Origin of the sequence: Algibacter sp. AS12, from assembly GCF_046736315.1 — a bacterium.
GTDB classification, from domain to species: domain Bacteria; phylum Bacteroidota; class Bacteroidia; order Flavobacteriales; family Flavobacteriaceae; genus Algibacter_B; species Algibacter_B amylolyticus.
Genome location: NZ_CP151841.1, coordinates 1090605 through 1115498, shown reverse-complemented (window position 1 = coordinate 1115498; position 24894 = coordinate 1090605). Strand labels below are relative to the sequence as shown.

Genomic DNA, 24894 nt, shown 5'->3' with positions numbered 1-24894 from the left:
TAAACAAATCAACTTAAATTAATCAATATGAAAAGATCTAGTGAAAAGTATGTCATTACAAAAGACATGGAATGGGAAGAATTAGGAGGAGGAGTATCAAGAAAATTTTTAGGATACGATAACCAAATCATGATGGTAAGAGTGAAATTTACAAAAGGAGCATTTGGTTCTCCACATCAACATTTTCATACACAAGCTACTTTTTGTGCTTCGGGTAAATTTGAATTTGAAATTGATGGTGTAAAGAAAATTGTAGAGGCAGGAGATGGTATTTATATTGAGCCTAATTTATTGCATAGTGCACTTTGTTTAGAAGAAGGTGAGTTAATAGATACATTTAGCCCAGTGAGAGAAGATTTTTTAACTGGTGGAGAGGTGTCTTATTTTGGTGATAAATCATAAAAGTAAAGTCGTCAGAGCTGAAAAATCTATGTTTTTAAAGTAGGTTTTAATGCCAAAATAAAAGGTGTGAGTACAAATATAAGCATCAAAAAGTAACTTTTTTTAGCGATGTAAAGGATAAGTTTTTTTGTCAATACCGCTTTAATAAAGGGTTCTTTGATGTAAAAGTGTTAAAGGTATTTTTATTTTTTGCTAATACTAAAAATTAACATATATTTGGGAAACCAAATTGGTTAACCAATTTGGTTTCCCAATAAACTAAATTAATTACAGTGGGAACTCAATAACTCAATGTAAACTACTTTTTAAAAGTATAATATCAAACTACACTTTTAAAATTGTTTTTGCTGATTAACTAGTAACAAACTAAATTAAAATCAAATTATCTAATTATGAATTTGAAAACTAAGCTTTTTTTTATGGTAATGTTGATGGTCAATATTACCATTTTTGCGCAAAGTACCCCTATAAAAGGTACTGTTGTCTCTGCTACAGATAACATCCCTATTCCAGGTGTTAATGTTATTATACTAAATACCTCTACAGGTGCCTCAACAGATTTTGATGGGAATTATCAAATTAATGCTAGTAATGGAGATGTATTACAATTCTCTTACATTGGTTTTGTGTCTAAAACAGTAATTGTTGCAGATCAAAAAACAATTAATATAGCTTTAGAAGAGGATATAGCACAATTAAATGAAGTTGTTGTTATTGGTTATGGCGATCAAAAGCAAAAAACCTTAACAAGTGCTTTAACTAAAGTTTCTGGTAAAGACCTTGAAAATAATTCTGTCTCTCGTGTAGAAGATGCACTGCAAGGAAAAGTAGCTGGTTTACGAATTCAAGTAGCATCATCGGAAGCTGGTGGTGATCCTAAAATCACATTAAGAGGGCCAGGATCTATTACAGGTTCATCGTCTCCTTTAATTGTAGTTGATGGGATTGTTTTAGGTACCGATGCCGATATTTTAGGTTCTATTGATAATAATGATATTGAATCTATAAGTGTTTTAAAAGATGCTTCTTCTGTTGCAATTTACGGTTCTCGTGGTGCAAATGGTGTTATTTTAGTAACTCTTAAAAAGGGTGTTTTAGGTAAAACAAGATTCTCCTATAATACTTTTATGGGATATAAATACGCTAACAAAAACGATAACTTTAATACATCAATAGCCGATGAAAGAGCGAGGTTAAATGGCTTGCAAAGCGTAGTTGATGGCATATCTCCTGATAGTCCTAACTATGATAGAATTGTTGGTGATTACAATTCAGCTTATGCAGAGCTAGAGGCTATGGATTTTATTGCTTCTTTAGGCGATGGTGAAAAAAACTGGCAAGATGAGGTTTTTAATGGAGGTGTTATTACTAGCCACTCTTTAGCTGTAAGAGGAGGAACTGAATTAACAAATTATACGGCGTCTTTAGGATATCTGGAAGATGAAGGAATTGCATTAACAGATAATTTCAAAAAGTATAATGCCAGAATTAAAGTTGATAGTAAATCTAAAAATAAGAAAATTAAGTTTGGGGCAAGTTTAAACGTTAACTATAACGATCAAAATAAGTTGCCAGCTCGTTTCACAGATCCTTTAAGACAATACGGGCACGTACCATTATACTTAAATGAAGATCATTTAGAGTATGTTACTAATTTTTCTACAGATGTAGGTGTTTCAACTGATGCAGGAAAGTTATTTGAAAACCTTGGCGTAGGTAGCTACGGTTTTTCAAGAGCTTTTGATCACGTTTTTACAGTAGATCCTAATAATCCTAGAGATATACTTAGAGATCCAAGTACAGGGTTACCAATAGCTAGCGATTTAACTTCTGGCGGTTTAACCTTGTCAACTACTAAAAATGTACATCCTATGGTGCATTTTCTAGAACGATCTAGAACAAAGAAAAAATTAAGTTTAAACGCATCGTCTTATGTTGATTTTGAATTAAGTAAAGGTCTTAATTTCAGACAAACAGTTTCAGGTGTTTTTAGACATAATAAGTCAAATGAATTTGATTATCTATATGGTCAAGAAAACAGAGATCAAGAATCTTACAGAGCCGAAGGACGAGACGAGTTAAATCAATTCGCATTTGAATCACTTCTTAAATACAAGAAAAATTTTGGGAAGCATAATTTCAACTCACTTCTTGGATTTGAGTATACGCAAAGAGATTTTTATGCTCAGGATTCAGAGGCTGTAGGTTATACTAACGACTTTAACAACAATATAGCACTTGCAGACGGTGGTACAACATCAACTGATAATGGAACTGATAAGTTAGTGTCTTATTTTGGAAGAATAGATTATAACTACAACGAAAAGTACTTAGTACAAGTATCTGCTCGTACAGATGGAAGTACTAGATTTGGTCCTAATACTAGATTTGGATTTTTCCCAGCAGCTTCGGCAGGTTGGGTAATGTCAAACGAAGATTTCTTATCATCTAGCGATTTTGTAACATTTTTAAAATTAAGAGCGAGTTACGGTGTTTCTGGTTCTAATGAAATTTCTAATAATATTTTTGAATCACTTTACAGATTTGAAGAAACTTTTGGTACTGTTGGTTATAACGGACAAACAGGTGTTAAAGGACTTACTTTAGCTAATCAAGATTTAGGTTGGGAAAAATTAATAGAATTTAACCCAGGTATAGATGTTACTTTTGGTAGAGGACTTCTAAATCTTACATTAGATTATTATACAAGAACAAGTGAGGACTTAATTCTTTTTGCCCCAATACCAGGTACTTATGGTGCAGATAATTGGCTTCAAAATATAGGTGAAGTAAAAAATGAAGGTGTTGAAATAGAATTAAATTCAAGAATAATAACAAACGAAAACTTTAGCTGGGTAGCTTCAGGACAATTTTCTTTAAACAGAAATACGGTTGAAAGTTTAGGTAAAAGTGAACAAATTATTTCTGAAATCGCACAAGATACTAGAGCTACACAATTTATAGCTAGAGTAGGACAGCCAATAACGTCGTTTTATGGTTGGGTTTACGAAAAGGAAATTCCATTAGAGTGGGTAGATAATCCTTTTAATAGGTTTAATAATGATTTTGCAGATGTTTATGTAAAAGATTTAAATAACGATGGTATTATTGACGATGAAGATAGAACGGAATTAGGAAGTCCTTACCCTGACTTTACATGGGGATTCAATTCAGATTTTAAGTATAATGATTTCGATTTCTCTTTCCAATGGCAAGGATCTCATGGTGCAGAGGTAAGAGTTGCCGATTTAGATCAATTGTATTACGCTAGTGAGTCGGCAGTAAATGAGCTTGCAAGTTTTCCAGATAGAGATTTAACAGTGCACAGAAGATTTACAGACGATCATATTCAAGATGCATCATTTGTAACATTAAGAAATGTAACACTTGGTTATTCTTTACCAGATTCATTTACTTCTAAAAATGGTATCGACAGATTAAGATTTTATATAACAGGAGAGAATTTATTGTTCTTCACAGCTAAAGGCTATGAAGGATTTAATCCAGATGCTTCCGGTCAAACATCAGATAACGCAAATACCCCGCTTACATCTGGTTACCAAAGAGGAGATGGTCCAGTGGTTAGAACAATTTCAGCAGGGATTAACTTTCAATTTTAATTAATTATGAAAAATATATATATAAAAATAATAGCGTGTTTTTCTTTAGTAGCTTTAGTTACAAGTTGCGAAAAAGAACTTGATCTTAGTAACCCTACTGCACTTTCAATTGAAGAGTTACTGCAAACGGATAATGGATTTCAATTATTAGCAAACGGTGTTTTAGATGCTTATCAAAAAGTTCCTGCAAACGAGTTTTTGTTAATTGAATTGAGGTCTGATAATGTAAGAGCCAATTCAGAAAACGGAAACTTTCCAGCAATTAACGCTTATAACGTCGACCCTAATAATGGTGATGTAGCAACATATTATTCTAATAATATGTCTACTATTAAGCATGCTAATACTGTTATCGATAATCGTTTTTTAGCTCCAGAAAACCAACAATATGCTGTTGGAGAAGCTTATTTTATGAGAGCTTTATGTCATTTTAATTTGGTAAGAGCGTACCAAAATGTGCCTTATGTAGATAAAGTTTTGGATATCACTAAAGATGAAGCTTTAAATTATCCTCAATTGCCAGAGGCCGATGTTTATGAAAAAATCATTAGCGATTTTAAAACATCGATAGCCTATTTAGATGGTGGTGTACAAAATAGATACCGTCCTACAAAAGGAGCTGCTATTTGTTTAGCGGCAAAAGCATATTTAAGCCAACCAAACCCTAATTATGATGAAGCAGAACTTTTATTAGCTTCGGTAGTAGAAAACAACGGCGCATATAACTACGATTTAATTTTTACAGAAAGAAATAATGCTGAACAATTTGAGTTTAATGCAGATCCTTTAAATCCAACAATAGATCTTTTAACGGATGATGAGTATAACGCTAATTTGGTAATGGATTATGGACATGTTTTAGGTAACGCTATTTCGGCAGGTTATGGAGATGGTGTGCTAGATGGATCTTGGTCTAATAGTTCAGCGTTAGAAATTAATGATGAAGTTATATTTTCAATTGCTTACGATTTAGTTAGTAGTGATAATTATGTGACTAGTGATAGTGAATTAGGAGATCAAGTTGAAACGGATTCGGAAGCACATAGTTTTGCAATGACTTTACAAGGACCTTCAAATGGTGTAAATATTGCTTCTATTGACTTTTTAGAAGTTATGAATCCAGAAGAACAACCTGTTAGATTTTATGCGTCATTAAATCCAATTGAATATGGTGCGTTTCTTTCAGATAATACTATCGATGTTTTTAATACTAAATTCCCAACTAACGGTGAAATTGGTGATAATGATTGGGTTGTTTTAAGATATGCAGATGTATTGTTGTTATATGCAGAAGCTATTTTAGGAGGTGATGATAGTACTACAGATGCAAGAGCTGTTGATGCTTTTAATAAAGTGAGAGCAAGAGCTGGTCTTGAAGAGGTGGCTAATTTAACAAAGGAAGAATTATTAGCAGAGCGTCGTGTTGAATTTGTTTATGAAAATCAACGTTTATACGACTTAATAAGATTTGGTGAAGCCGATAGAGTTTTAACAGATTTTTCAACTCAAAACAGCTTGTTTTACACAAACGAAAAGAAATACCTTCCTTTTCCTCAAAGAGAAATTGACAATTTACCTGGTTTTTATAACCAAAATAACGGATACTAAAATCGCATAATTATGAAAAAATATTTAATTAAATTAAAATATATAGTGTTAGGAACATTTGTTTCTCTAACAGCATGTGTTAGCGATGATTTAGCTAACGTAGGTGATTTGGAAGATATTACAGGTCCTACACCTTTTTATAACTTAACAGATGTAACATCTTCGGAGTTTGATTGTAATGATGTTGAATTATGGGCTAAGTATGATTTTAATTTTCAAGGAGGTTCAAATTTAGCTGTAAATGGTACAAGTTACCAGTGGTCGGTATCACCTTCTGAAAATGTAGCGCTTATAAATAAAGATTTACCTATACTAGAAAAATCTATTGAGGCCGAATTAGCAGCCGTAGTAGCCCTAGAAAAGGAAATCGCTAAATTGCAATTTAAGTTGCCTTGCGAAACTAATCAAGCTAAAAAAGATGTTTTAGAAGCTCAAATTGTCGATTTTGAGGCACAATTAGCTAGTGCTCAGGATGCTTTGTCAGATGAGACTATACAAAACGTTGCAGATTTAGAAAGTCAGATTGCTAACTTACCTGCAGCAACACTGCAAGACCGAGAATTAATTTTTTCTTTTCCTGGTCCTGGTGAGTATACGGTTGGTTTAACAGTAACCGATAACTTAGGTAAATCCGATTATACCGAAAAACTAGTTACAGTAAACCAAGCGATACCTACAATTCCAATTCCAGAAATTGGAGAACCTGGTTTTGAAGATAATAGTTTGTTTGATGGAACAGGAGATGGTAGAGATTCTTGGAGATCCCCAAGTAGTTCTAAATGGGGTTCTGTTTTTCAAATTAATACAGATAGTAATGGAAGAGGTGAAGGAAGCGATTTGCCAGAAGGCGTACAAGCTGCAAAATTCCCTTCAGATGGTACAAGAACAGGTTATCAAGAAATAGAAGTCACTCCTGGAGCAACCTATGTGCTAACTTATTTTACTGCGTTTGAAGAGACTTCTTTTGGTGATGTTACTGTTTCTATTGTAAGTACAAATGCCGACTCATTAGAGGACGCTAAATTAGAAGCAAATATTATTGCTTCAAGAACAGATACCAATGTAGGAAGAGTCGATAATGTTTTCAAAAAACATGCTATTACATTCGAGGCTGGCGAAAACGAAGCGGTAATCATTTTAATTACTAATTCGGGTGTTGAGAGTAGAGTAGATGCATTCGATATTACAGTGAAACAATAAACCTTCTAAAAAAATAATATTATGAATTATAAAATATTTAAAATAACGAATAGAAGTGTTTTTACATTCTGCGTTATGTTTTTGGCCCTTGTATCATGTTATGATAGTGGTTACGATGAGTTTGTTCCGCCAACAGGAAATGTAAACAATATTCAACCAAATACATTGTTTACAACAAGTACGAGCGCAGATGATACCATGTCGTTTGTGTTTAGAAGTTATTCTACAGATGCAGCTTCTTATTTATGGGATTTTGGAGATGGCAACACATCTACAGAAGCAAATCCTAATTACACGTACCAAACAGGAGGAGAATATACAGTAACATTAACCACTAGAAGTTCTGATGGTTTAGTAGCTGAAGATTCATCGGATGTTGCACCTATTTTTGTGGATTTTAATATTAGCAAAATAGACTCAGAAGTAACTTTTGAAAACTTAACTTCTGGAGCAAAATCTTTAGTTTGGGATTTTGGTGATGGAGAAACTTTAGAGTGGGATGCCGAGGATTCAGAAGAAGATCCAAAATTTAACCCTGTACATACTTATAAAACGGCTGAAACATTTAAAGCAACACTTACAGCAACTACTTTTTTAGGTGTTCAGGTTTCTGTTTCAAAAAACATAGAAGGTTTAGTATTATCAACAATTCCTGATTTTACATTTGCTGTTTCTGGTTTTAATGTACAATTTACAGATGCATCAATATTAGCAGTTTCACATAGTTGGGATTTTGGAGATGGTAACACATCTACCGAGGTTAATCCAATGCATATGTATGCTGGCGAAGGTACTTATGAAGTAGCATTAACAACAACAAATGATGCTGGTGTATCTAAAACGATTACTCAAAGTGTGCCAATTGGAGGAATTGAAGCAACGTTTGCTGCAAAGATTTTAAATGGCTCAATTGATGAAATAACAGGTACAGATTTAAACGATAATGCGGATGCATTTGATATGACACCTAATTCAACTGTAAAAGATGCTTCAGGAAGTGATGTTCCTTCGCCATTTGCAGGTTGGAAAAACTCAACTTTAAATACATGGATAGAAGACAATATTAGTACAAGCAATGAAGCACCAGGAGGAAGCTCTACAGCGCACTCTGCTCCTAGAGCATTAAAGCTTCATGAAATTCAAAGAAGAGCATATCAACCATTTGCAGTTGAAGTGGGAGTTGAATACACTGTCAAACTTTGGGCAAGAGCTGAAGGCGCTGGAGAATTATCTGTTTATATTATGGATAATGAAATTCCAGATGAAACAACTTTAGAATCAGGCAACCTTAGCAAACTAGTGGTTACAGGTGGCGTAAACAATTCAGATTCATTTGAAGAATATTCATTTACTTTTGTGGCAACATCAACAACAGCATTGTTTTATGGTAAACCGGGAGACAACGCAAGTGGAGATAATGAGGTTTGGATTGATGATATTTCAATTGTGACTCCTGGATTTGATGAATCTGGTAACCCAACTGGAGTTACTGCAACGGTTGAAGCAAAGATTTTGAATGGCTCAATTGATGAAATAACAGGTACAGATTTAAACGATAATGCAGATGCATTTGATATGACACCTAATTCAACTGTAAAAGATGCTTCAGGAAGTGATGTTCCTTCACCGTTTGCAGGTTGGAAAAACTCCACTTTAAATACATGGATAGAAGACAATATTAGTACTAGCAATGAAGCACCAGGAGGAAGCTCTACAGCGCACTCTGCTCCTAGAGCATTAAAGCTTCATGAAATTCAAAGAAGAGCATACCAACCATTTGCAGTTGAAGTTGGAGTTGAATATACAGTAAAACTTTGGGTAAGAGCTGAAGGTGCTGGAGAATTATCTGTTTATATTATGGATAATGAAATTCCAGATGAAACGACTTTAGAATCAAGTAATCTTAGTAAGCTCGTAGTTACAGGTGGCGTAAACAATTCAGATTCATTTGAAGAGTATTCATTTACTTTTGTAGCGACATCAACAACAGCATTGTTTTATGGTAAACCAGGAGCAAACGCTAGTGGAGATAACGAGGTTTGGATTGATGATATTTCAATTGAAACTCCTGGATTTTAATTTTGTAATTTATAAATGAAAATGAAAAACTTCCGTAAAGAAATATTAAGCATTTTATTGATAACATTTCTATCTGTAAACGCTGCTTGCCAATCACAAAAAGGTAGCGTTTCCGACTCGGATGTTAAAGTTGAGAAAAAAGCCAAAAAGAAAAAGAAGCAGAAAAAGAAAAAGGTGAAACTTCCTAATATAGATTTAAGTCATTGGAGTGTAACAACACCAGAGTTAAATGCCAAAGGAAGAGCTATGAATATAGAGCCACCAGAAATCTTGAATTATGCAACCGATGAAAGATTGTTGCCATATATGTATAACGATTCTACTAGTGGAGCACTAGTATTTTATTCGTTTCCAAGCGAAGCGACAACAGCAAATACAAAGTACACACGATCGGAATTGAGAGAGCAAATGGTGCCAGGAGATAATAATACAAATTGGACTTTTGAGCAAGGAGCAAACATGAAAGGGAAGCTGGAAATAGCAGAAACCACCAGAGCTTCAGATGGTAAATATCATAGAACCATTATCATGCAAATCCATGGTCGCTTAACTAATGAGCAAAGAGATTTAATTGGGCAAAAAGATAACAATGCGCCACCAATTTTAAAAATATATTGGGATAATGGTAAAATACGTGTTAAAACAAAAGTACTTAAAAATCTAAGTGCTACAGATGAAGAGTTACTTCATGAAGATGCTTGGGATGACGACGAAGGTTTTAATTTTGAACAAGAGGTAGGATTTAGAAAGTTTACTCTAGAAGTGCAAGTTTCAAAAGGTAAAATGGTAGTGATACTTAATGGTAATGAATATAAAGTTTACGATGATATCCACATGAAAAGGTGGGGCGTTTTTGAAAATTATTTTAAAGCAGGTAATTATTTTCAGTCAAGAGACGAAGGTGCCTATTCTAAAATAAAGTATTACGAACTAGAAGTAAGTCATTGATTTTAGTAAACTTTAAATAAGGCGTATGTTTGCTTTTTTAAATTTTGTTTAAAAAAGATATATTACCAACTATTAAATAAGAAATATGAAATTAGAGTCATTAACGGTTAGTGAAAATCAAATGGTGCAAAACACCATTATTGGTAAAATAAGAGATTTAATAAATTTTAAAAACCTCGAGCCAGGAGATAAATTACCTTCCGAAAGAATGTTATCTGATAAGTTTGAAGTAAGCAGAAGTAACGTTCGAGACGCTATTCAAAAGTTGGAATTTTATGGTTTATTAAAGTCAATTCCTCAAAGTGGAACCTTTGTAGCAAACATTGGAGTAATAGCCATGAACGGAATGATTGATGATATTTTAGGTTTAAAGACGCCGGATTTTAAGGCATTAGTTGAAACAAGAATTTTATTGGAATTAAAAACCGTTAGGTTAGCGGCATTAAGACGTACAGAAGAAGATTTAGAGCGGATTAAAGATGCTTTAGATGCTTATGAGGATAAAGTACGATCGGGTGAAGATGCTGTGCAAGAAGATTTACTATTTCATTTGGCCATAGCTAAAGCTAGTGGTAATAGTTCAATGAATACGTTTATGTTAACTATTACACCTCAAATTATCATGGATTTTGAAAAATATCATGTCTGCGATAAAAGAATGTCGCTAGTTGGTATACAAGAACATAATGAAATTTATGAAGCTATTAAAAAGCAGGATACTGTAATGGCAAAACAAAAAATGAAAGATCATTTTAGCGTATTATATCAATATTGCTATAATGTTAAATAAGAACTCTAACTAAATTATTAACAACCAGAGGTTAACACCTCGTTAAATAACAGAAATATGAAATTAAAAGGTTTAAGATGGTGGGTAATAGGCTTAATTGCTTTAGCTACTGTTATAAATTACATCGATAGGCAAGCATTACCTGTACTTTGGCCGGATATTGCTAAGGATTTGTATCCTGATAAGACGCCCGATGAACGAAAGAGTATTTACGCTATAATTTCGACTATTTTCATATTTTCTTATGCCTTTGGTCAAGCTATTTTTGGTAAAATATTCGATAAGTTAGGAACTAGAATTGGATTTACGTTATCCATAGGGTTTTGGTCAATAGCAACGGCTTTACATGCATTTGCAAGAGGTATTTTTACCTTAAGTTTATTCCGTTCGCTGCTAGGAATATCAGAAGCTGGTAACTGGCCTGGTGCCGCAAAAGCTAATGCCGAATGGTTTCCTACCAAAGAGCGTGCTTTTGCTCAAGGTTTGTTTAATTCTGGTGCAGCAATTGGTGGTATTATAGCATTTCCAACTATTGGATTGTTATCTGTATACTTTAGTTGGAATTGGATTTTTATCCTAGTAGGTATAACGGGATTGTTATGGCTTATTCCTTGGTGGATTTTAGTAAAATCGCCACCTAAAAAGCACCCTTGGATATCTGATGAAGAGCGTGAGTATATTTTAACAGGACAACAAAATCAGGATGAAGATAACGATGGCGAGTTCGATGATGGTTACAATCCCGATACAACTACAATGCTTTCTCATAAAGAAAGTTGGGGAGTTATAATCGCATCAGCAGCATTAGATCCTATTTGGTGGTTATTCATTTTTTGGATTCCACTTTACCTAAACGAAGTTTACGGAATGGATGTAAAATCAATTGGTTTCTATGCTTGGGTACCTTATGTAGGCGCTATGTTAGGAGCTTGGTTTGGAGGCTTATTAGCGCAAAACCGTATTAAAGTAGGTTGGACTGTAAACAAAACTAGAAAGTTTGTTATTACACTTGGTTGTGTAATTATGTTACCTGCTTTATTGGCAATGGCTAATCCAGGTGGCCCTGTTACTGCAGTATTATTAATGGCTGTTATTTTATTTGGTTTCCAAACAGCAATTGGAAATGTGCAAACATTACCAAGTGATTTATTTGGAGGAAAAACAGTAGGTACACTTTCAGGTTTTGCAGGAATGGCAGCTAAGTTAGGTGCATTTGGTTTAACAGCATTGGTACCATGGTTAACTTCAGGAGGTAATTATACTCCAGCATTTATTATTGGTGCGGCATTAGCAGTTATTACTATGGCCAGTGTTTGGATATTATGTCCAAAAATTGAACCATTAAAAGAGAAATAAGATTTATAAAAACAATAGAATAATTAACACAAATTTAAAGAATATGAGTAATTCAAATGGAAAAGTAGCTGTTATAACAGGTGCTACAGGTGGTATTGGTTTTCAAGTAGCAAAAAGATTAGGTCAAGATGGATATACTGTAGTATTAAATGGTATTGATGATGAAGCTGGAGCGCAAAGAGTTAAAGAACTTACTGCAGAAGGTATAACTTCGGAGTATTATGGTTTCGATGTAACTAAAGAAGATGAGGTTACAGAAAACATTACAAAGATTGGTGAAAAGTACGGAAAAATTGATGCGCTTATTAATAACGCAGGTGGTTTAGGAGGTCGTTCTAGATTTGAAGAAATGACTACTGAATTTTACAGATTCGTGATGGCTTTAAATTTAGATTCTACATTTTTTGCCTCTAGAGCTGCAATACCGTACCTGAAAAAAGGTGAAAATGCATCTATAATCAACTACACATCTATCGCTGGTTGGAATGCTGGTGGACCTGGTGCTGGTATTTACGGAACCTCTAAAGCTGGAGTTCATGCTATTACTAGAGCATTAGCTAAAGATTTAGCTGAATACGGAATTAGAGTAAACGCAGTATCTCCTGGTACTATTGATACAGATTTCCACAAGCAAATTAAATCTACTAAGCCAGAAGTATTTGCTTCTTGGAAAAATAATATCATGTTAGGTAGATTAGGTCAGCCAGAAAATGTTGCTTCTGTTGTTTCTTTTTTAGTAAGTGACGATGCTTCTTTCTTAACTGCTGAAACTATCCAAGTTGGTGGTGGACAAGGTTTAGGAATCTAATTTTAATTAGTTCAAGTAAAGTATGAGAAATCATATTTTACAACCGAGTATAAATAAAGCGCTATTGTAGAAATACAATAGCGCTTTATTATTTTAAACTATTAATATATTTTTATCTGTAGAGTAAAAAGACAAAACCTAAAAGTACTTTTACCTCATTTTAATGTGATTAAATAAGAACTAGATGAGTAATTAGTTCTTGAGCTTTTAAGTGTATTAAAACTACTTATTTTAAATGGATTTGTTCATTATAGGGTATAAAAAAACCACCATATAGGTGGCTTTTATGAGTTATTAAAAAACTACTAACTAATTAGTGAGCAGCTTTTAATTTATCAGCTTCTTTTTTTACTGCATCAGCAGCTTTGTTAGCAGCATCACTAGTTTTTGCTTTTGCATCATTTACAACTTCTCCAGCTTTTTCTCCAGCGTTGTCAATTGCATTTCCAGCTGCATCAACAGCAGAATTTACAGCTTCACCAGTTGCATCAGCAGCATTCTCAACAGCTTCACCAGCTTTATTAGCAGCATCACCTGCAGCATCTACAGCAGAGTCAACAGCATTTCCAGTTGCATCAGCAGCATCTTCTACAGCATTACCTGCAGCATCAGCAGCATTTTCAATGGCATCTCCAATAGATTCACCTTTTTTTGTGTCTCTACATGATGTGAAACTTAATGCTAACAATAGAATTGAACTTAATAATACTTTTTTCATCGGTTTTTGTTTTAGTGTTTTCTGTTATTAATTGGTTTTCAAATTTTACTTTTATAAAAGTAATCCTTTAGAACAACCTATATACGTAAATAATCTAGTATTTGGATGACTGCCCCTTTATTCTTTTCTATAAAAGCTTTGTTGTAAGACCCTGCTTCTGCTCTAAAGTCACTATCCGCAATTAATTTATTAAGGGTTTCATTAAATTTTAATTGATTATCAATTTCAAACATGCCGCCATTATTAATTAAAGCTTGTGCTTCTAGAAACTTAACGTGATTATTACCTATTAATATTGGAACACCAAAAACGGCAGGTTCTAAGGTATTATGCAGTCCAGTATTACCCACGGCACCGCCAACATAAGCGATATCTGCGTAACTATAAATTTTAGAAAGAATACCTATAGTATCTATAATAAAGACTTGGAATTCTGCTAAATTATGGTTGTCTTTTTCGGAAAACAGAACCGTTTTAGAGTTGATTTTTTCTTGTAATTTTTTAATGCGATCGGGTTTAATATCGTGTGGGGCAATTATAAATTTTATATCTTTTGAAACCTGAGTGTTTATAAACTCAACAAACAGAGCTTCACCTTCTGGCCAAGTGCTACCGGCAACAATGCAAAGTTTGTTGTTTTTAAAAGTATCAATAAAATTTAATGAGTTATCTAAGTTTAATTGACTGTAAACTCTATCATAACGTGTGTCTCCACTTAAAGTAACTGATTTGTAATTTATGGACTCAAGTAATGTTTTTGAAGTTTCATTTTGAGTAAATATATGTTCAAAAGCAAAAAGAGCTTGTTTTAAGTGTTTGCCATAAAATTTAAAATAAGATTGTTCTTTTCTAAATGCTGCAGAGATAAGGATAGCACGTAAGTGTCTTGCTTTTAATTCATTTAAAAAATTGGGCCAAATATCATATTTAACAAAAATGGTAAGTTCTGGATTTAATAGATCTAAAAAGCGTTTAGCATTGGTTTTAGTATCCAAAGGCAGATAAATAACCACATTAGCTATAGGTGAGTTTTTTCGAATTTCATAACCCGATGGTGAGAAAAAACTCAATATTATTTTATGGTTTTTATAATGTTTTCGGAGTTCTAAAAAAACAGGAAGACCCTGCTCATATTCTCCTAATGATGCACAATGAAACCAAAGCGTTTTATCACCTTTTTGTATGTTGTTTTTTAAAATGTGAAACGTGTTTTTTCTACCAATAACACCTTTTTTAAGCTTTGCATTAAACTGCGCTCCTAATTTTAGTACAACACCTGTAAGATGAATTCCTATGTCATATATTATGCTCAATATTGTTTCTTTTAATGCTAAAATACATTTCTTTAAAATAAATACATTGGTTAACGTCTATCAATTTTGTAATTTTGTGTTGAGCAAACCCTATAAAAGGAGGCGTAAAAATTAGTCTGTATTCTTGTTTTATATTGGATAGGCTATAATTTTTTATACATGAAGAAAATTCAAATGGTTGATCTTAAGGGTCAATACGCAGGCATAAAAGATGCTGTTAATTCGTCTATTCAAGAAGTTATTGAAAATACCGCATTTGTAAACGGACCTGAAGTTCATAAATTTCAAAAATCTTTAGAAGATTATTTAGGCGTAAAACACGTTATTCCATGTGCCAATGGTACAGATGCTTTACAAATTGCAATGATGGGCCTAGGTTTAGAACAAGGCGATGAGGTTATTACTGCCGATTTTACTTTTGCAGCAACTGTAGAGGTCATTGCACTATTAAAATTAACACCTGTTTTGGTTGATGTTAATGAAGATGATTTTAACATTAGCATAGAAGCAATCAAAAAAGCAATTACGCCAAAAACAAAAGCTATTGTTCCTGTGCATTTATTTGGGCAGTGTGCTAATATGGAGGCAATAATGGAACTTGCTAAAGAACATAACCTGTTTGTAATCGAGGATAATGCCCAAGCTATTGGAGCAAATTATAAATATAGTGATGGCAAAAAGGTAAAGGCCGGAACCATTGGAAATGTTGGAGCTACGTCTTTTTTTCCTTCTAAAAATTTAGGGTGTTACGGCGATGGTGGTGCTATTTTTACAAATGATGATGATTTGGCACATACCATAAGAGGTATTGTAAACCATGGTATGTACGAACGCTACCATCATGATGTAGTTGGTGTAAACTCTCGTTTAGATAGTATACAAGCGGCTGTGTTAAATGCTAAATTACCACATTTAGATACTTATAATAAAGCAAGACAAACCGCTGCAAGAAAATATAATGCTGCCTTCAAGGATATTGATAGCGTTATAACGCCAAAAACGGTAAATGAATGTGATGGTATTTGTGATACATGCGATTGCCATGTTTTTCATCAATATACATTAAGAGTGAAAGGTGTAGATAGAGATGCTTTAGTTAAGCATTTAAATGAAAATAATATTCCATGTGGCGTGTACTACCCAATTCCGTTACATAACCAGAAAGCTTATTTGGATGAAAGGTATGTGGAATCTCATTTTGAGGTGACAAATCAATTGGTAAAAGATGTTATTTCTTTACCTATGCATACAGAGCTGGATGACGAACAAATTGAATTTATAACAACAACCATAATAAAATTTATAAATGGATAAAATATTAGTTACCGGCGGATTAGGATTTATTGGTTCTCACACCGTAGTAGAATTACAGAATGAAGGCTATGAAGTTGTTATTATCGACGATTTATCAAACTCATCGGAAAAAGTATTAGATGGTATTACGGCGATTACCGGAAAAACGCCAATTTTTGAAAAGTTAGACTTAAAAGAAAAGGACAAAGTAGAACAGTTTTTTGCTAAGCACAATGATATAAAAGGTGTTATCCATTTTGCGGCAAGTAAAGCTGTAGGAGAGAGTGTAAAAGAACCTTTGTTGTACTACGAAAACAATATCTCAACTTTAGTTTATATTCTAAAGGAATTAAAAAAGTTACCATCGGCAGGTTTTATATTTAGTTCGTCTTGTACGGTTTACGGACAAGCAGATGAGTTACCAATAACAGAAAATGCACCAGTTAAGTCAGCTGAGTCGCCATACGGAAACACCAAACAAATAGGTGAAGAAATAATCAGTGATACCTGTAAAGTGACACCAAATTTAAAAGCGATTGCCTTACGTTATTTTAATCCAGTTGGAGCACATGAGTCAGTTGAAATAGGTGAACTGCCTATTGGAGTGCCACAAAATTTAGTGCCATTTATTACACAAACAGGTATAGGTATACGTCAAGAATTATCTGTTTTTGGTGATGATTATCCTACACCAGATGGTACATGTATTCGTGATTATATTCATGTAGTCGATTTAGCTAAAGCGCATGTTATTGCCTTAGGTAGGTTACTTCAAAATAAAAATAAATCAAATTACGAAACCTTTAACTTAGGAACAGGAAAAGGAAGTTCGGTTTTGGAGGTTGTAAAATCTTTTGAAAAAGTATCGGGTAAACAGTTAAACTATAAAATAGTTGGTAGAAGAGAAGGCGATATTATTTCTGCCTATGCAGATACAGAAAAAGCGAATAAAGAATTAGGTTGGGAAACTAAATTATCTCTTGATGATGCTATGCGTTCTGCGTGGAAATGGGAACAAAAAGTAAGAGGAAATAATAATTAATTTTTACTGACTAAAGTTTAAATAAAAAGGGTTGCTATTTTAATAGCAACCCTTTTTTTATGTTGTGGCTTTCTTCTTTTTAAAAGTCATAAAAACTAGAATAATCATTCCGGTGGTAACCGATAAATCGGCTAGATTAAAAATACCTGTCCTAAAAACGCCACCAAGATCTATAAATAGAAAATCGGTAACTCTTCCATAAACGATTCTATCGTAAACATTGGCAATACCACCGCCAATAATACTTGCAAAAGCAAAAAGCGACCAATTATCTAAGGATTTATCTAAGAATATATGGCGAAGTACAAAACCTAAAACCAATATGGGTAATACTAATAATAATAGAACTCTTAGTGTATCGTTAAGTTCGCTACCCATACCAAGAAATGCGCCTGTGTTTTCTACATGCATTAAAATAAAGGCATCTCCAATAATAGGAATACGTTCACCAGGGTTTACTTCGGTTCTTAAAGTTACGTTTTGTTTTACCACTACTTTCGATATTTGATCGGTAGCAATAGTTAAAACAATAACTAAAATAATATAGATAGAGCGTTTGGTAAGCTTCATTTAACTGTTTGTTTCGAAAGTTGCAGAAGCCGTTTCAGAAGCTCTGTTAATCTTTTTTACTAAACCTTGTAAAACTTTACCAGGACCAACTTCTGTAAACAATGTTGCACCATCGGCAATCATTTGTTGTACCGATTGCGTCCAACGTACAGGAGCCGTTAATTGCGAAATAAGGTTGGCTTTAATGGCTTCTTCATCAATTACAGCGTTTGCTGTTACGTTTTGATAAATTGGGCAGTTAGGTTTACTAAATGTCGTGTTTTTAATAGCTGCAGCAAGTTCTTCGCGAGCTGGTTCCATTAATGGTGAATGGAAAGCACCACCTACAGGTAATACTAATGCACGACGTGCACCTTCTTCTTTTAAGGCTTCGCAAGCTTTATTAATAGCTTCAACTTCTCCAGAAATTACTAATTGTCCTGGGCAGTTGTAATTTGCTGCCACAACAATACCTTCGGTAGTTGCACATATTTTTTCAACAATATCATCTTCAAGTCCTAAAACAGCAGCCATAGTACTTGGTTGTAACTCGCAAGCCTTTTGCATAGCTATAGCGCGCTGTGAGACTAGTTTTAAGCCGTCCTCAAAGGTTAAAGCGCCATTGGCTACTAAAGCAGAAAACTCGCCAAGAGAATGTCCTGCAACCATATCGGGTTTAAAACGATCACCTAATGTTTTTGCTAAAATTACAGAATGTAAAAATATAGCCGGTTGCGTTACTTTAGTTTCTTTTAAATCTTCGGCAGACCCTTCGAACATTATATCCGTTATTGGAAAACCAAGAATGTCGTTGGCTTGTTCAAATAACTCTTGTGCTAAAGGTGAATGCTCATAAAGGTCTAAACCCATTCCTGAGAATTGTGCACCTTGACCTGGAAATACGTATGCGTTCATAATTGGTTTGTTTTAAGTGTGCAAAAATAACAATTATTAACAATTATCAATGCTTTTAATAATTTTGGCAGGATTACTAGCAATAAGAACGCATGTAATATAACTTCTAGGTTGCGTTAGTGATTGAAACGGCATCCTTTTTTTTGCTGCCATAAATGGCAAAAAAAAGATATAGTGGAAAGCACGACCCTTTTCGGGTAACGCCCAAATTATAGATTGCCCGTTGCTGCTTCTGCACAACGTTCGCCATCCATAGCTGCCGAAACAATACCGCCAGCATAACCGCCACCCTCGCCACATGGATAAAGGTTGGTGATTTGAGTATGCTCTAAATTTTCGTTTCTAGGAATGGAAACCGGCGATGAGGTGCGAGATTCTACGCCCACAATATTAGCCTCTTCGGTGTAATAGCCATTCATTTTTTTACCAAAAGCCTCAAAACCTTTACGGAGTCTGCCACCTATAAATTTAGGTAGTAAGGAATGTAGTGGCGCAGATTTTAGCCCTGGCTGATACGAGGTGTCGTTTAAGGTTGTGGATAGTTTGCCTTCTACAAAATCGGTTAATCGTTGGGCGGGTGCTACTTGACTTCGCCCGCCTGCAGTAAATGCTAAACGTTCTAAGTTTTTTTGATACTCTAAGCCTTTTAATGCACCAAATTGCTCGTATTTTGGCAAATCGGTATCTACATTAATTTCGACTACTATACCAGAGTTGGCATATAAGTTATTTCGTTTTGATGGAGACATACCATTAACCACAACTTCGCCATTAGCGGTTGCTGCTGGTACAATAAATCCACCAGGACACATGCAAAACGAGTACACACCACGATCTTTAACTTGCTCCACCAAACCATAAGATGCGGCTGGTAGTAACTCGTGACGATCGCCAGAGCAGTGGTATTGAATGGAATCGATAATATGTTGCGGATGCTCTACACGAACACCCATGGCAAAGGATTTTGCTTCTAGAGCAATGTCCTTTTTATGCAGTAAATAAAAGATGTCTCTAGCAGAATGCCCTGTGGCTAGTATCACTTTTTCAACATCTAAAGTATTACCATTTTGAAGTTCAATGGCTTTTATTTTGCTGTCTTTTATGATAAAATCGGTAACACGAGTTTCAAAATGAATTTCGCCACCGTAATTTAGTGTGGTTTCGCGAATGTTTTGAACCACTTTTGGTAGTTTATTGGTGCCAATATGCGGATGTGCATCTACCAATATTTGATCGGTAGCTCCATGAAACACCAGGTTTTCGAAAATACGACGCACATCGCCACGTTTTAAACTACGCGTGTATAATTTTCCGTCGCTATAAGTTCCAGCGCCACCTTCTCCAAAACAGTAGTTGGAATCTTCGTTTACAAAATGATCTTGGTTAATGGCTTTTAAATCGCGTCGGCGGTCCTGCACATTTTTACCACGTTCTAAAACTATGGGTTTATACCCTAGCTCGATGCAGCGCAAAGCAGCATACATACCAGCGGGACCAAAACCAATAATATGGATGGGTTTTGCTTTAGATACGTCTTTATATTCAAATTGATACGCCGAGGTTTTTGGTAAAGCTTCGCGAATATAAACGGCAACTTTGTAATTAAGTATTATTTTAGGTTTGCGGGCATCAATAGACTTGCGTAGTATTTTAACACCTGTAATATCTTGTCTATCAATCTCTAACTTAATCGCAGATTTTAATACCAGAATATTAGGCTGTTCTTCTTCCTTTAATGTAATACGAAGTTGAATTTCTTTTACCATGTGGCAAAATTACTGAAATTTGTAACAGGTGTATTCAATTTTTTATTGGTTTGCCTAACATTTAAATAATGTTACCTCACTAGGTATAAAACAAATTACTTTCTCGCATACGTTAAAAACGAAAATTCATGGGCATGGGTTTCATCTTTTGTATGAAACGTATTGGCAATTTCTTTCCAAACGTTAGTGTCAATTTCTGGAAAATAGGTGTCTGCATCAAAATTTTCATGTACACGAGTAAGCTCTATTTTATTGGCAATAGCCATGGCTTGCTTGTATATTTGTCCGCCACCAATAATAAAAGGATTGCTGTCTTTTCTCGAGGCATCAATAGCATCTTCTAAACTATGTACAACAATAACACCATCAGGAACATTATAATCTTTCTGGCGTGTTATAACAACATGCGTTCTATTAGGTAAGGGTTTCGGGAAACTTTCAAAAGTTTTGCGCCCCATAATAATATGATGGCCGTTGGTAAGCGCCTTAAAACGTTTTAAATCGTCACTTAAATGCCAAATTAATTTGTTACCTAAGCCAATAGCGTTGTTTTCCGCAGCAGCTACAATTATGGTTAATTCACTTCCTTTATTAATACTTTTAGTAGTTTCTTCTTTAAAAACTTCACTTTTAGCTAGTATGGTTTCTTCCTTAACAAAACCTGCTTTTAGTTTTTCTATGCGATTTTGTTGTTTGGCTACCAGTTTTTCTAATTGCGCTTTTTCCCAATCTTTACCCATAAATTTATGCGTAACAAACACATTAAACAGGTGGTATACAAATAGAAATAGCCAAATAATAATTGCCGTTAAAAACCATTCTTTACCAAATGGTTTAAAATCTGGCGCGATATTTAACACTGTATTAGCGATAATTAAAAAAACGCAGCCTAATAGAAACAATACAAAATGCACATATAAACTTTTTTTCTGTTTTATGCGTTTTTGAGCGTTTTCAATAAGCTCCAATTGGTCTTTGTCAATTTGTGGTATAGGTTTCTTTTTTCCGAACATATTTGTAAAATAAAGTCTGTAAAGTTAACCCTTTTTGGTAAAACTAAATAGAATAATAAAATACTTACTAAAAATACATTTACTCAAACGTTTTAGTCTTAAAACAGTCTGATAATCAGTGTAAAACAGTTTTTAAAACTTGATAATACTACAAATTAATTGGGAATTTATTATGTACTCCACTGTTTTAAAGAATACATTTTGCCAAATCGATAATTTTTTGAAAGTAAAGAGTCTTAAATAGTTAAGGCTTTTAATTTGTTAGTAAATTTGTAGCGCTATTAAATATTAAATTAAAATATTAAAACATAGAATTATGGCTATTAAAAAACAATTTTTAAAAAGTAAACCAGTTTGTAAAGTAACTTTTACTGTACCTGCAGAAGATGCAAAAAAGGTATCTGTAGTTGGGTCATTTAACGAATGGAATGCTAAAAAAGCACCGCTTAAAAAATTAAAAAACGGATCTTTTAAAGGAACTGTTGATATAGAATCTGGTAGCTCTTACGAGTTTAAATATATCGTTGACGGTGTTTATGTAAACGACGACGCAGCCGATGCTTACGCATGGAATGATTTTGCAGGAACAGAAAACGGGGTTATAAATCTATAATAACCACTTTAAAATAAATAATAAAGCACCTCATTTGGGGTGCTTTTTTGTTTAATAGTTTTGGCTTGTATTATTAATTGTGTAAAAAAATTAACTCGTATGAGTTTTACATTTTCGTTATAGAATTACTAATCCAATATCTTATTTATAAAACGAGTATTTAGTTTATAAGTAGAACATAAATTTAACACGTATTTATTTTACAATAAAAAACGCTTATTTTTATATAACATCATTATTATTCAATCATTTAGGTATAACAGAGTTTTAGTTTAATTCAAGATTCATATCTTTGTTCCTTAAAATAGAAATTACAATATGAAAAAACCAAAAATTGGATTTATAGGGCTTGGGCTAATGGGCGCAAACATGGTCGAAAACCTTCAAAATAGAGGCTTTGAGCTTACAGTAATGGATCTTAATAAGGATGCCGTAGCAGCTGTAATTGCTCGTGGAAATGCAACAGAAGCATCTTCTCCAAAAGAATTAGCTGAAAATAGTGATATCGTAATGTTCTGTCTTACTACTTCTGCAGTTGTAGAGAAGATTGTTTATGGTGAAGACGGAATTTTAGCAGGTATAAAAGAAGGTTCTGTTTTAATAGATTTTGGAACATCTATTCCAGCATCTACACAAAAAATAGGAAAAGATCTTGAAGCTAAAGGCGCTGGAATGATCGATGCTCCGCTTGGTAGAACTCCAGCGCATGCAAAAGATGGATTGCTTAACATTATGGCAGCCGGAAATAAAGATACTTTTAATAAGGTTAAACCTGTTTTAGACGAACAAGGAGAACACGTGTTTTACTTAGGTGGTTTAGGAGCTGGTCATACAACAAAGTTAATTAATAACTTTATGGGAATGACTACAGTTGTAGCTATGTCTCAAGCTTTTGCAGCTGCAGAACTTGCAGGTGTAGATAAACAACAACTTTTTGATATTATGTCTTCGGGACCTTCGAATTCACCATTCATGAAGTTTTGTAAAAATTATGCAGTAGATAACGTAAGTGATTTAGGTTTCTCTATAGCAAATGCGAATAAAGATTTAGGTTATTTTGTTCAAATGATGAACGATTTAGGTACAGTTTCTAAGATTGCAGAATCTACGTCTACTAATTTACAAACCGCTGTAGATGCTGGTATGGGTAGCGGTAATGTTCCAGAAATATTCGATTATTTTGTGAGTTTAAAGAAATAATTAGTTCTTAACATTATTTAAGGGTAAGAAAATAGGATTTCAAACCTATAATTCCCCTAACATATAAATATAAAAGCACCTCGTTTGGGGTGCTTTTTTTGTTTAATTATTGTCGCTTCGAGTGATTTCGATTTTTCGTCGGAATAATATCGAGAAGTTGGGCGTTACCACAAGGGTCGGGCTTTCCGTTACAAGTCCTCGCACCTCCTAACGTCGGGCTGTGGGCTTTTCACTGCAATCCCTAACGCGGGTTGTTTTGGGGAGTTGTGGTTTTTGAGTTTTTTAAATGTCTTTTTTTTTGGAGTTTCGTTTAACGTTTTGTATATGAAAAGTAGCGGATTTTTAGCACGAACTTTTCGGTTTCTAACTGACCTTTATTTTATTGATTATCTTTGGTTTAAGCACTAAAACCGCTATTTTTTATATACGGCTTAAGTTTACAATTCATTAAATTTAGGTTATAATCAGAAAAGACAAAAGAGAGGATTAAGGTTATTATATACGCAGAAGCTTGAGACTTCGTCAACATTGAAAATCCCCTCTCTTTACTACACAGATTTCGTACAGTTCTATGAGGCTTTAAGACCTCGATTTTAAGTCGTTGAAACTCGCGTAGCTTGTCCTTTCAAAAAACATTTTCTTATGAATAAAGATATTAAATATTTTGGAATAGACATCAGTCATTTAGTTTTCGATGTCACGGATTCAGATGGCAATTACTATCAGTTTAAAAATAGTATTTTAGGTTTTAAAAAGTTTGTAAAACTTATAGAAAATAATAGTCATTGTGTCATGGAAGCTACAGGATATTATCACTACCAGCTTGCCTATTATTTACTTGAATCAGGTATCAAAGTGTCAGTAGAAAACCCATTATCAGTAAAGCGTTTTATCCAGATGAAGTTGTCTAAGGTAAAGACAGATAAGAGTGATTCAAAACTTATCTGTGAGTATGCAAAACAGGTAGAAGTGAAACTTTGGCAAGGCAACTCTAAGCATCAAACAGAATGCCTTCAGATGACCAGACTCCTTTCAGTATATACAAAACAAAGCACCATGTTAAAAAACAAATTACATGGCGAAGCTGTTTTAGGTAATCCAAGTAAAGATGTTTTACGTTCCTTAAAACGCAGTTTGAAACAGGTTCAAAAAGAAATAAAAGCCATGGAAGAGAAACTAACGATGTTAGTAAAACAAGTGCATCAAGATGTTATAACACGTTTAAAAAGTATCCCAGGCATTGGAAAAAAAACAGCACTAATGTTGGTTGTTTTGACAGATGGTTTCGGGCGTTTTACAAGCGGAAGTGAATTGTGTAGTTATGCAGGTCTAACTCCTGTAATTAGAAAAAGTGGAAGTAGCGTAAATGGACGGAGCAGAATTAGTAAAATAGGTAATCAAAAGCTTCGGAATTTATTATTTATGTGCAGTTTTAATGCTTGTAAATACAACAAAGCTTGCAGAGAAATTTATGAGCGATTAGTAGCTAAAGGAAAGAGTAAAAAATTAGCATTAATAGCAGTTTGTAATAAGTTATTAAAACAAGCATTTGCTATTGCAAAATCAGGATTGGTTTACGATCAAACTTATCGAAGTGTTTTTGTGATAAATTAATGAGTTTTTACTTGTTTTTTACCACAGTACTTTGTTAGGTGTAGTTT

20 protein-coding genes are annotated in these 24894 nt (G+C 33.9%); 14 read left to right on the top strand and 6 right to left on the bottom strand.

Features of this window, described 5'->3' with window-relative positions; all coding sequences use genetic code 11:
• Positions 1-27: 27 nt before the first annotated feature.
• From AAFN75_RS04860 to AAFN75_RS04820, 9 genes are all read left to right on the top strand, one after another.
• Positions 28-402, top strand: a complete 375-nt coding sequence (locus AAFN75_RS04860) for a cupin domain-containing protein (protein ID WP_144115819.1) — start codon at positions 28-30, stop codon at positions 400-402.
• A gap of 392 nt (positions 403-794) precedes the next feature.
• The gene (locus AAFN75_RS04855) at positions 795-4022 is read left to right on the top strand and encodes a SusC/RagA family TonB-linked outer membrane protein (protein WP_411808491.1); all 3228 of its coding nucleotides are present in this window, start codon (positions 795-797) and stop codon (positions 4020-4022) included.
• Between the two features lie 6 nt (positions 4023-4028).
• Entirely contained in the window at positions 4029-5630 is a 1602-nt protein-coding gene (locus AAFN75_RS04850) for a RagB/SusD family nutrient uptake outer membrane protein (RefSeq protein ID WP_411808490.1), read from the top strand.
• Positions 5631-5642: 12 nt separating this feature from the next.
• Entirely contained in the window at positions 5643-6830 is a 1188-nt protein-coding gene (locus tag AAFN75_RS04845) for a hypothetical protein (protein WP_411808489.1), read from the top strand.
• Between the two features lie 21 nt (positions 6831-6851).
• Entirely contained in the window at positions 6852-8909 is a 2058-nt protein-coding gene (locus AAFN75_RS04840; protein WP_411808488.1) for a PKD domain-containing protein, read from the top strand.
• Between the two features lie 21 nt (positions 8910-8930).
• Positions 8931-9857 carry a polysaccharide lyase family 7 protein gene (locus AAFN75_RS04835; protein ID WP_411808487.1) on the top strand — a complete coding sequence of 309 codons (927 nt, stop codon included), beginning with the start codon at positions 8931-8933 and terminating at the stop codon, positions 9855-9857.
• Between the two features lie 85 nt (positions 9858-9942).
• Positions 9943-10647, top strand: a complete 705-nt coding sequence (locus tag AAFN75_RS04830) for a FadR/GntR family transcriptional regulator (RefSeq protein ID WP_411808486.1) — start codon at positions 9943-9945, stop codon at positions 10645-10647.
• A gap of 57 nt (positions 10648-10704) precedes the next feature.
• Positions 10705-12003, top strand: a complete 1299-nt coding sequence (locus tag AAFN75_RS04825) for an MFS transporter (protein ID WP_411808485.1) — start codon at positions 10705-10707, stop codon at positions 12001-12003.
• 43 nt (positions 12004-12046) lie between these two features.
• Positions 12047-12811: an SDR family NAD(P)-dependent oxidoreductase gene (locus tag AAFN75_RS04820; RefSeq protein WP_411808484.1), complete on the top strand. Its 765-nt coding sequence runs from the start codon at positions 12047-12049 to the stop codon at positions 12809-12811.
• Positions 12812-13124: 313 nt separating this feature from the next.
• On the opposite strand, the gene AAFN75_RS04815 is transcribed toward AAFN75_RS04820, so the two are convergent.
• Together AAFN75_RS04815 and AAFN75_RS04810 are read right to left on the bottom strand one after the other, a co-directional pair.
• On the bottom strand, positions 13125-13529 hold the full coding sequence (locus AAFN75_RS04815) for a hypothetical protein (RefSeq protein WP_411808483.1): 405 nt from the start codon (positions 13527-13529) through the stop codon (positions 13125-13127).
• A gap of 77 nt (positions 13530-13606) precedes the next feature.
• On the bottom strand, positions 13607-14842 hold the full coding sequence (locus tag AAFN75_RS04810; RefSeq protein WP_411808482.1) for a 3-deoxy-D-manno-octulosonic acid transferase: 1236 nt from the start codon (positions 14840-14842) through the stop codon (positions 13607-13609).
• Positions 14843-15001: 159 nt separating this feature from the next.
• On the opposite strand from AAFN75_RS04810, the gene AAFN75_RS04805 reads away from it, so the two are divergent.
• Positions 15002-16156, top strand: coding sequence for a DegT/DnrJ/EryC1/StrS family aminotransferase (locus tag AAFN75_RS04805; protein ID WP_411808481.1), 1155 nt, complete (start codon positions 15002-15004; stop codon positions 16154-16156).
• Positions 16149-17177 carry a UDP-glucose 4-epimerase GalE gene (gene galE / locus AAFN75_RS04800; protein ID WP_411808480.1) on the top strand — a complete coding sequence of 343 codons (1029 nt, stop codon included), beginning with the start codon at positions 16149-16151 and terminating at the stop codon, positions 17175-17177. Before AAFN75_RS04805 ends, galE begins: the two co-directional genes overlap by 8 nt.
• Before the next feature lie 57 nt (positions 17178-17234).
• Here the strand turns inward: galE and lspA are convergent, their stop codons facing one another.
• The 4 genes from lspA to AAFN75_RS04780 all read right to left on the bottom strand — a co-directional run bounded on the left by lspA (position 17235) and on the right by AAFN75_RS04780 (position 21420).
• A complete protein-coding gene (gene lspA / locus AAFN75_RS04795) occupies positions 17235-17747 on the bottom strand; it encodes a signal peptidase II (RefSeq protein ID WP_411808479.1) in 513 nt (170 codons plus the stop codon).
• Positions 17748-18641, bottom strand: a complete 894-nt coding sequence (gene fabD, locus AAFN75_RS04790) for an ACP S-malonyltransferase (protein WP_411808478.1) — start codon at positions 18639-18641, stop codon at positions 17748-17750.
• Between the two features lie 209 nt (positions 18642-18850).
• Positions 18851-20407 carry an NAD(P)/FAD-dependent oxidoreductase gene (locus tag AAFN75_RS04785; protein WP_411808477.1) on the bottom strand — a complete coding sequence of 519 codons (1557 nt, stop codon included), beginning with the start codon at positions 20405-20407 and terminating at the stop codon, positions 18851-18853.
• Between the two features lie 95 nt (positions 20408-20502).
• Positions 20503-21420, bottom strand: a complete 918-nt coding sequence (locus AAFN75_RS04780; RefSeq protein ID WP_411808476.1) for a dihydrofolate reductase — start codon at positions 21418-21420, stop codon at positions 20503-20505.
• Between the two features lie 316 nt (positions 21421-21736).
• Between AAFN75_RS04780 and AAFN75_RS04775 the strand changes: the two genes are divergently transcribed.
• The 3 genes from AAFN75_RS04775 (at position 21737) to AAFN75_RS04765 (ending at position 24847) form a co-directional block, all read left to right on the top strand.
• Positions 21737-22033 (top strand): isoamylase early set domain-containing protein, encoded by a 297-nt coding sequence (locus tag AAFN75_RS04775; protein WP_411808475.1) that lies wholly within the window; start codon positions 21737-21739, stop codon positions 22031-22033.
• Positions 22034-22351: 318 nt separating this feature from the next.
• Positions 22352-23233 (top strand): NAD(P)-dependent oxidoreductase, encoded by an 882-nt coding sequence (locus AAFN75_RS04770; RefSeq protein WP_411808474.1) that lies wholly within the window; start codon positions 22352-22354, stop codon positions 23231-23233.
• A gap of 642 nt (positions 23234-23875) precedes the next feature.
• Entirely contained in the window at positions 23876-24847 is a 972-nt protein-coding gene (locus AAFN75_RS04765; protein ID WP_411808473.1) for an IS110 family transposase, read from the top strand.
• Positions 24848-24894 lie beyond the last annotated feature (47 nt).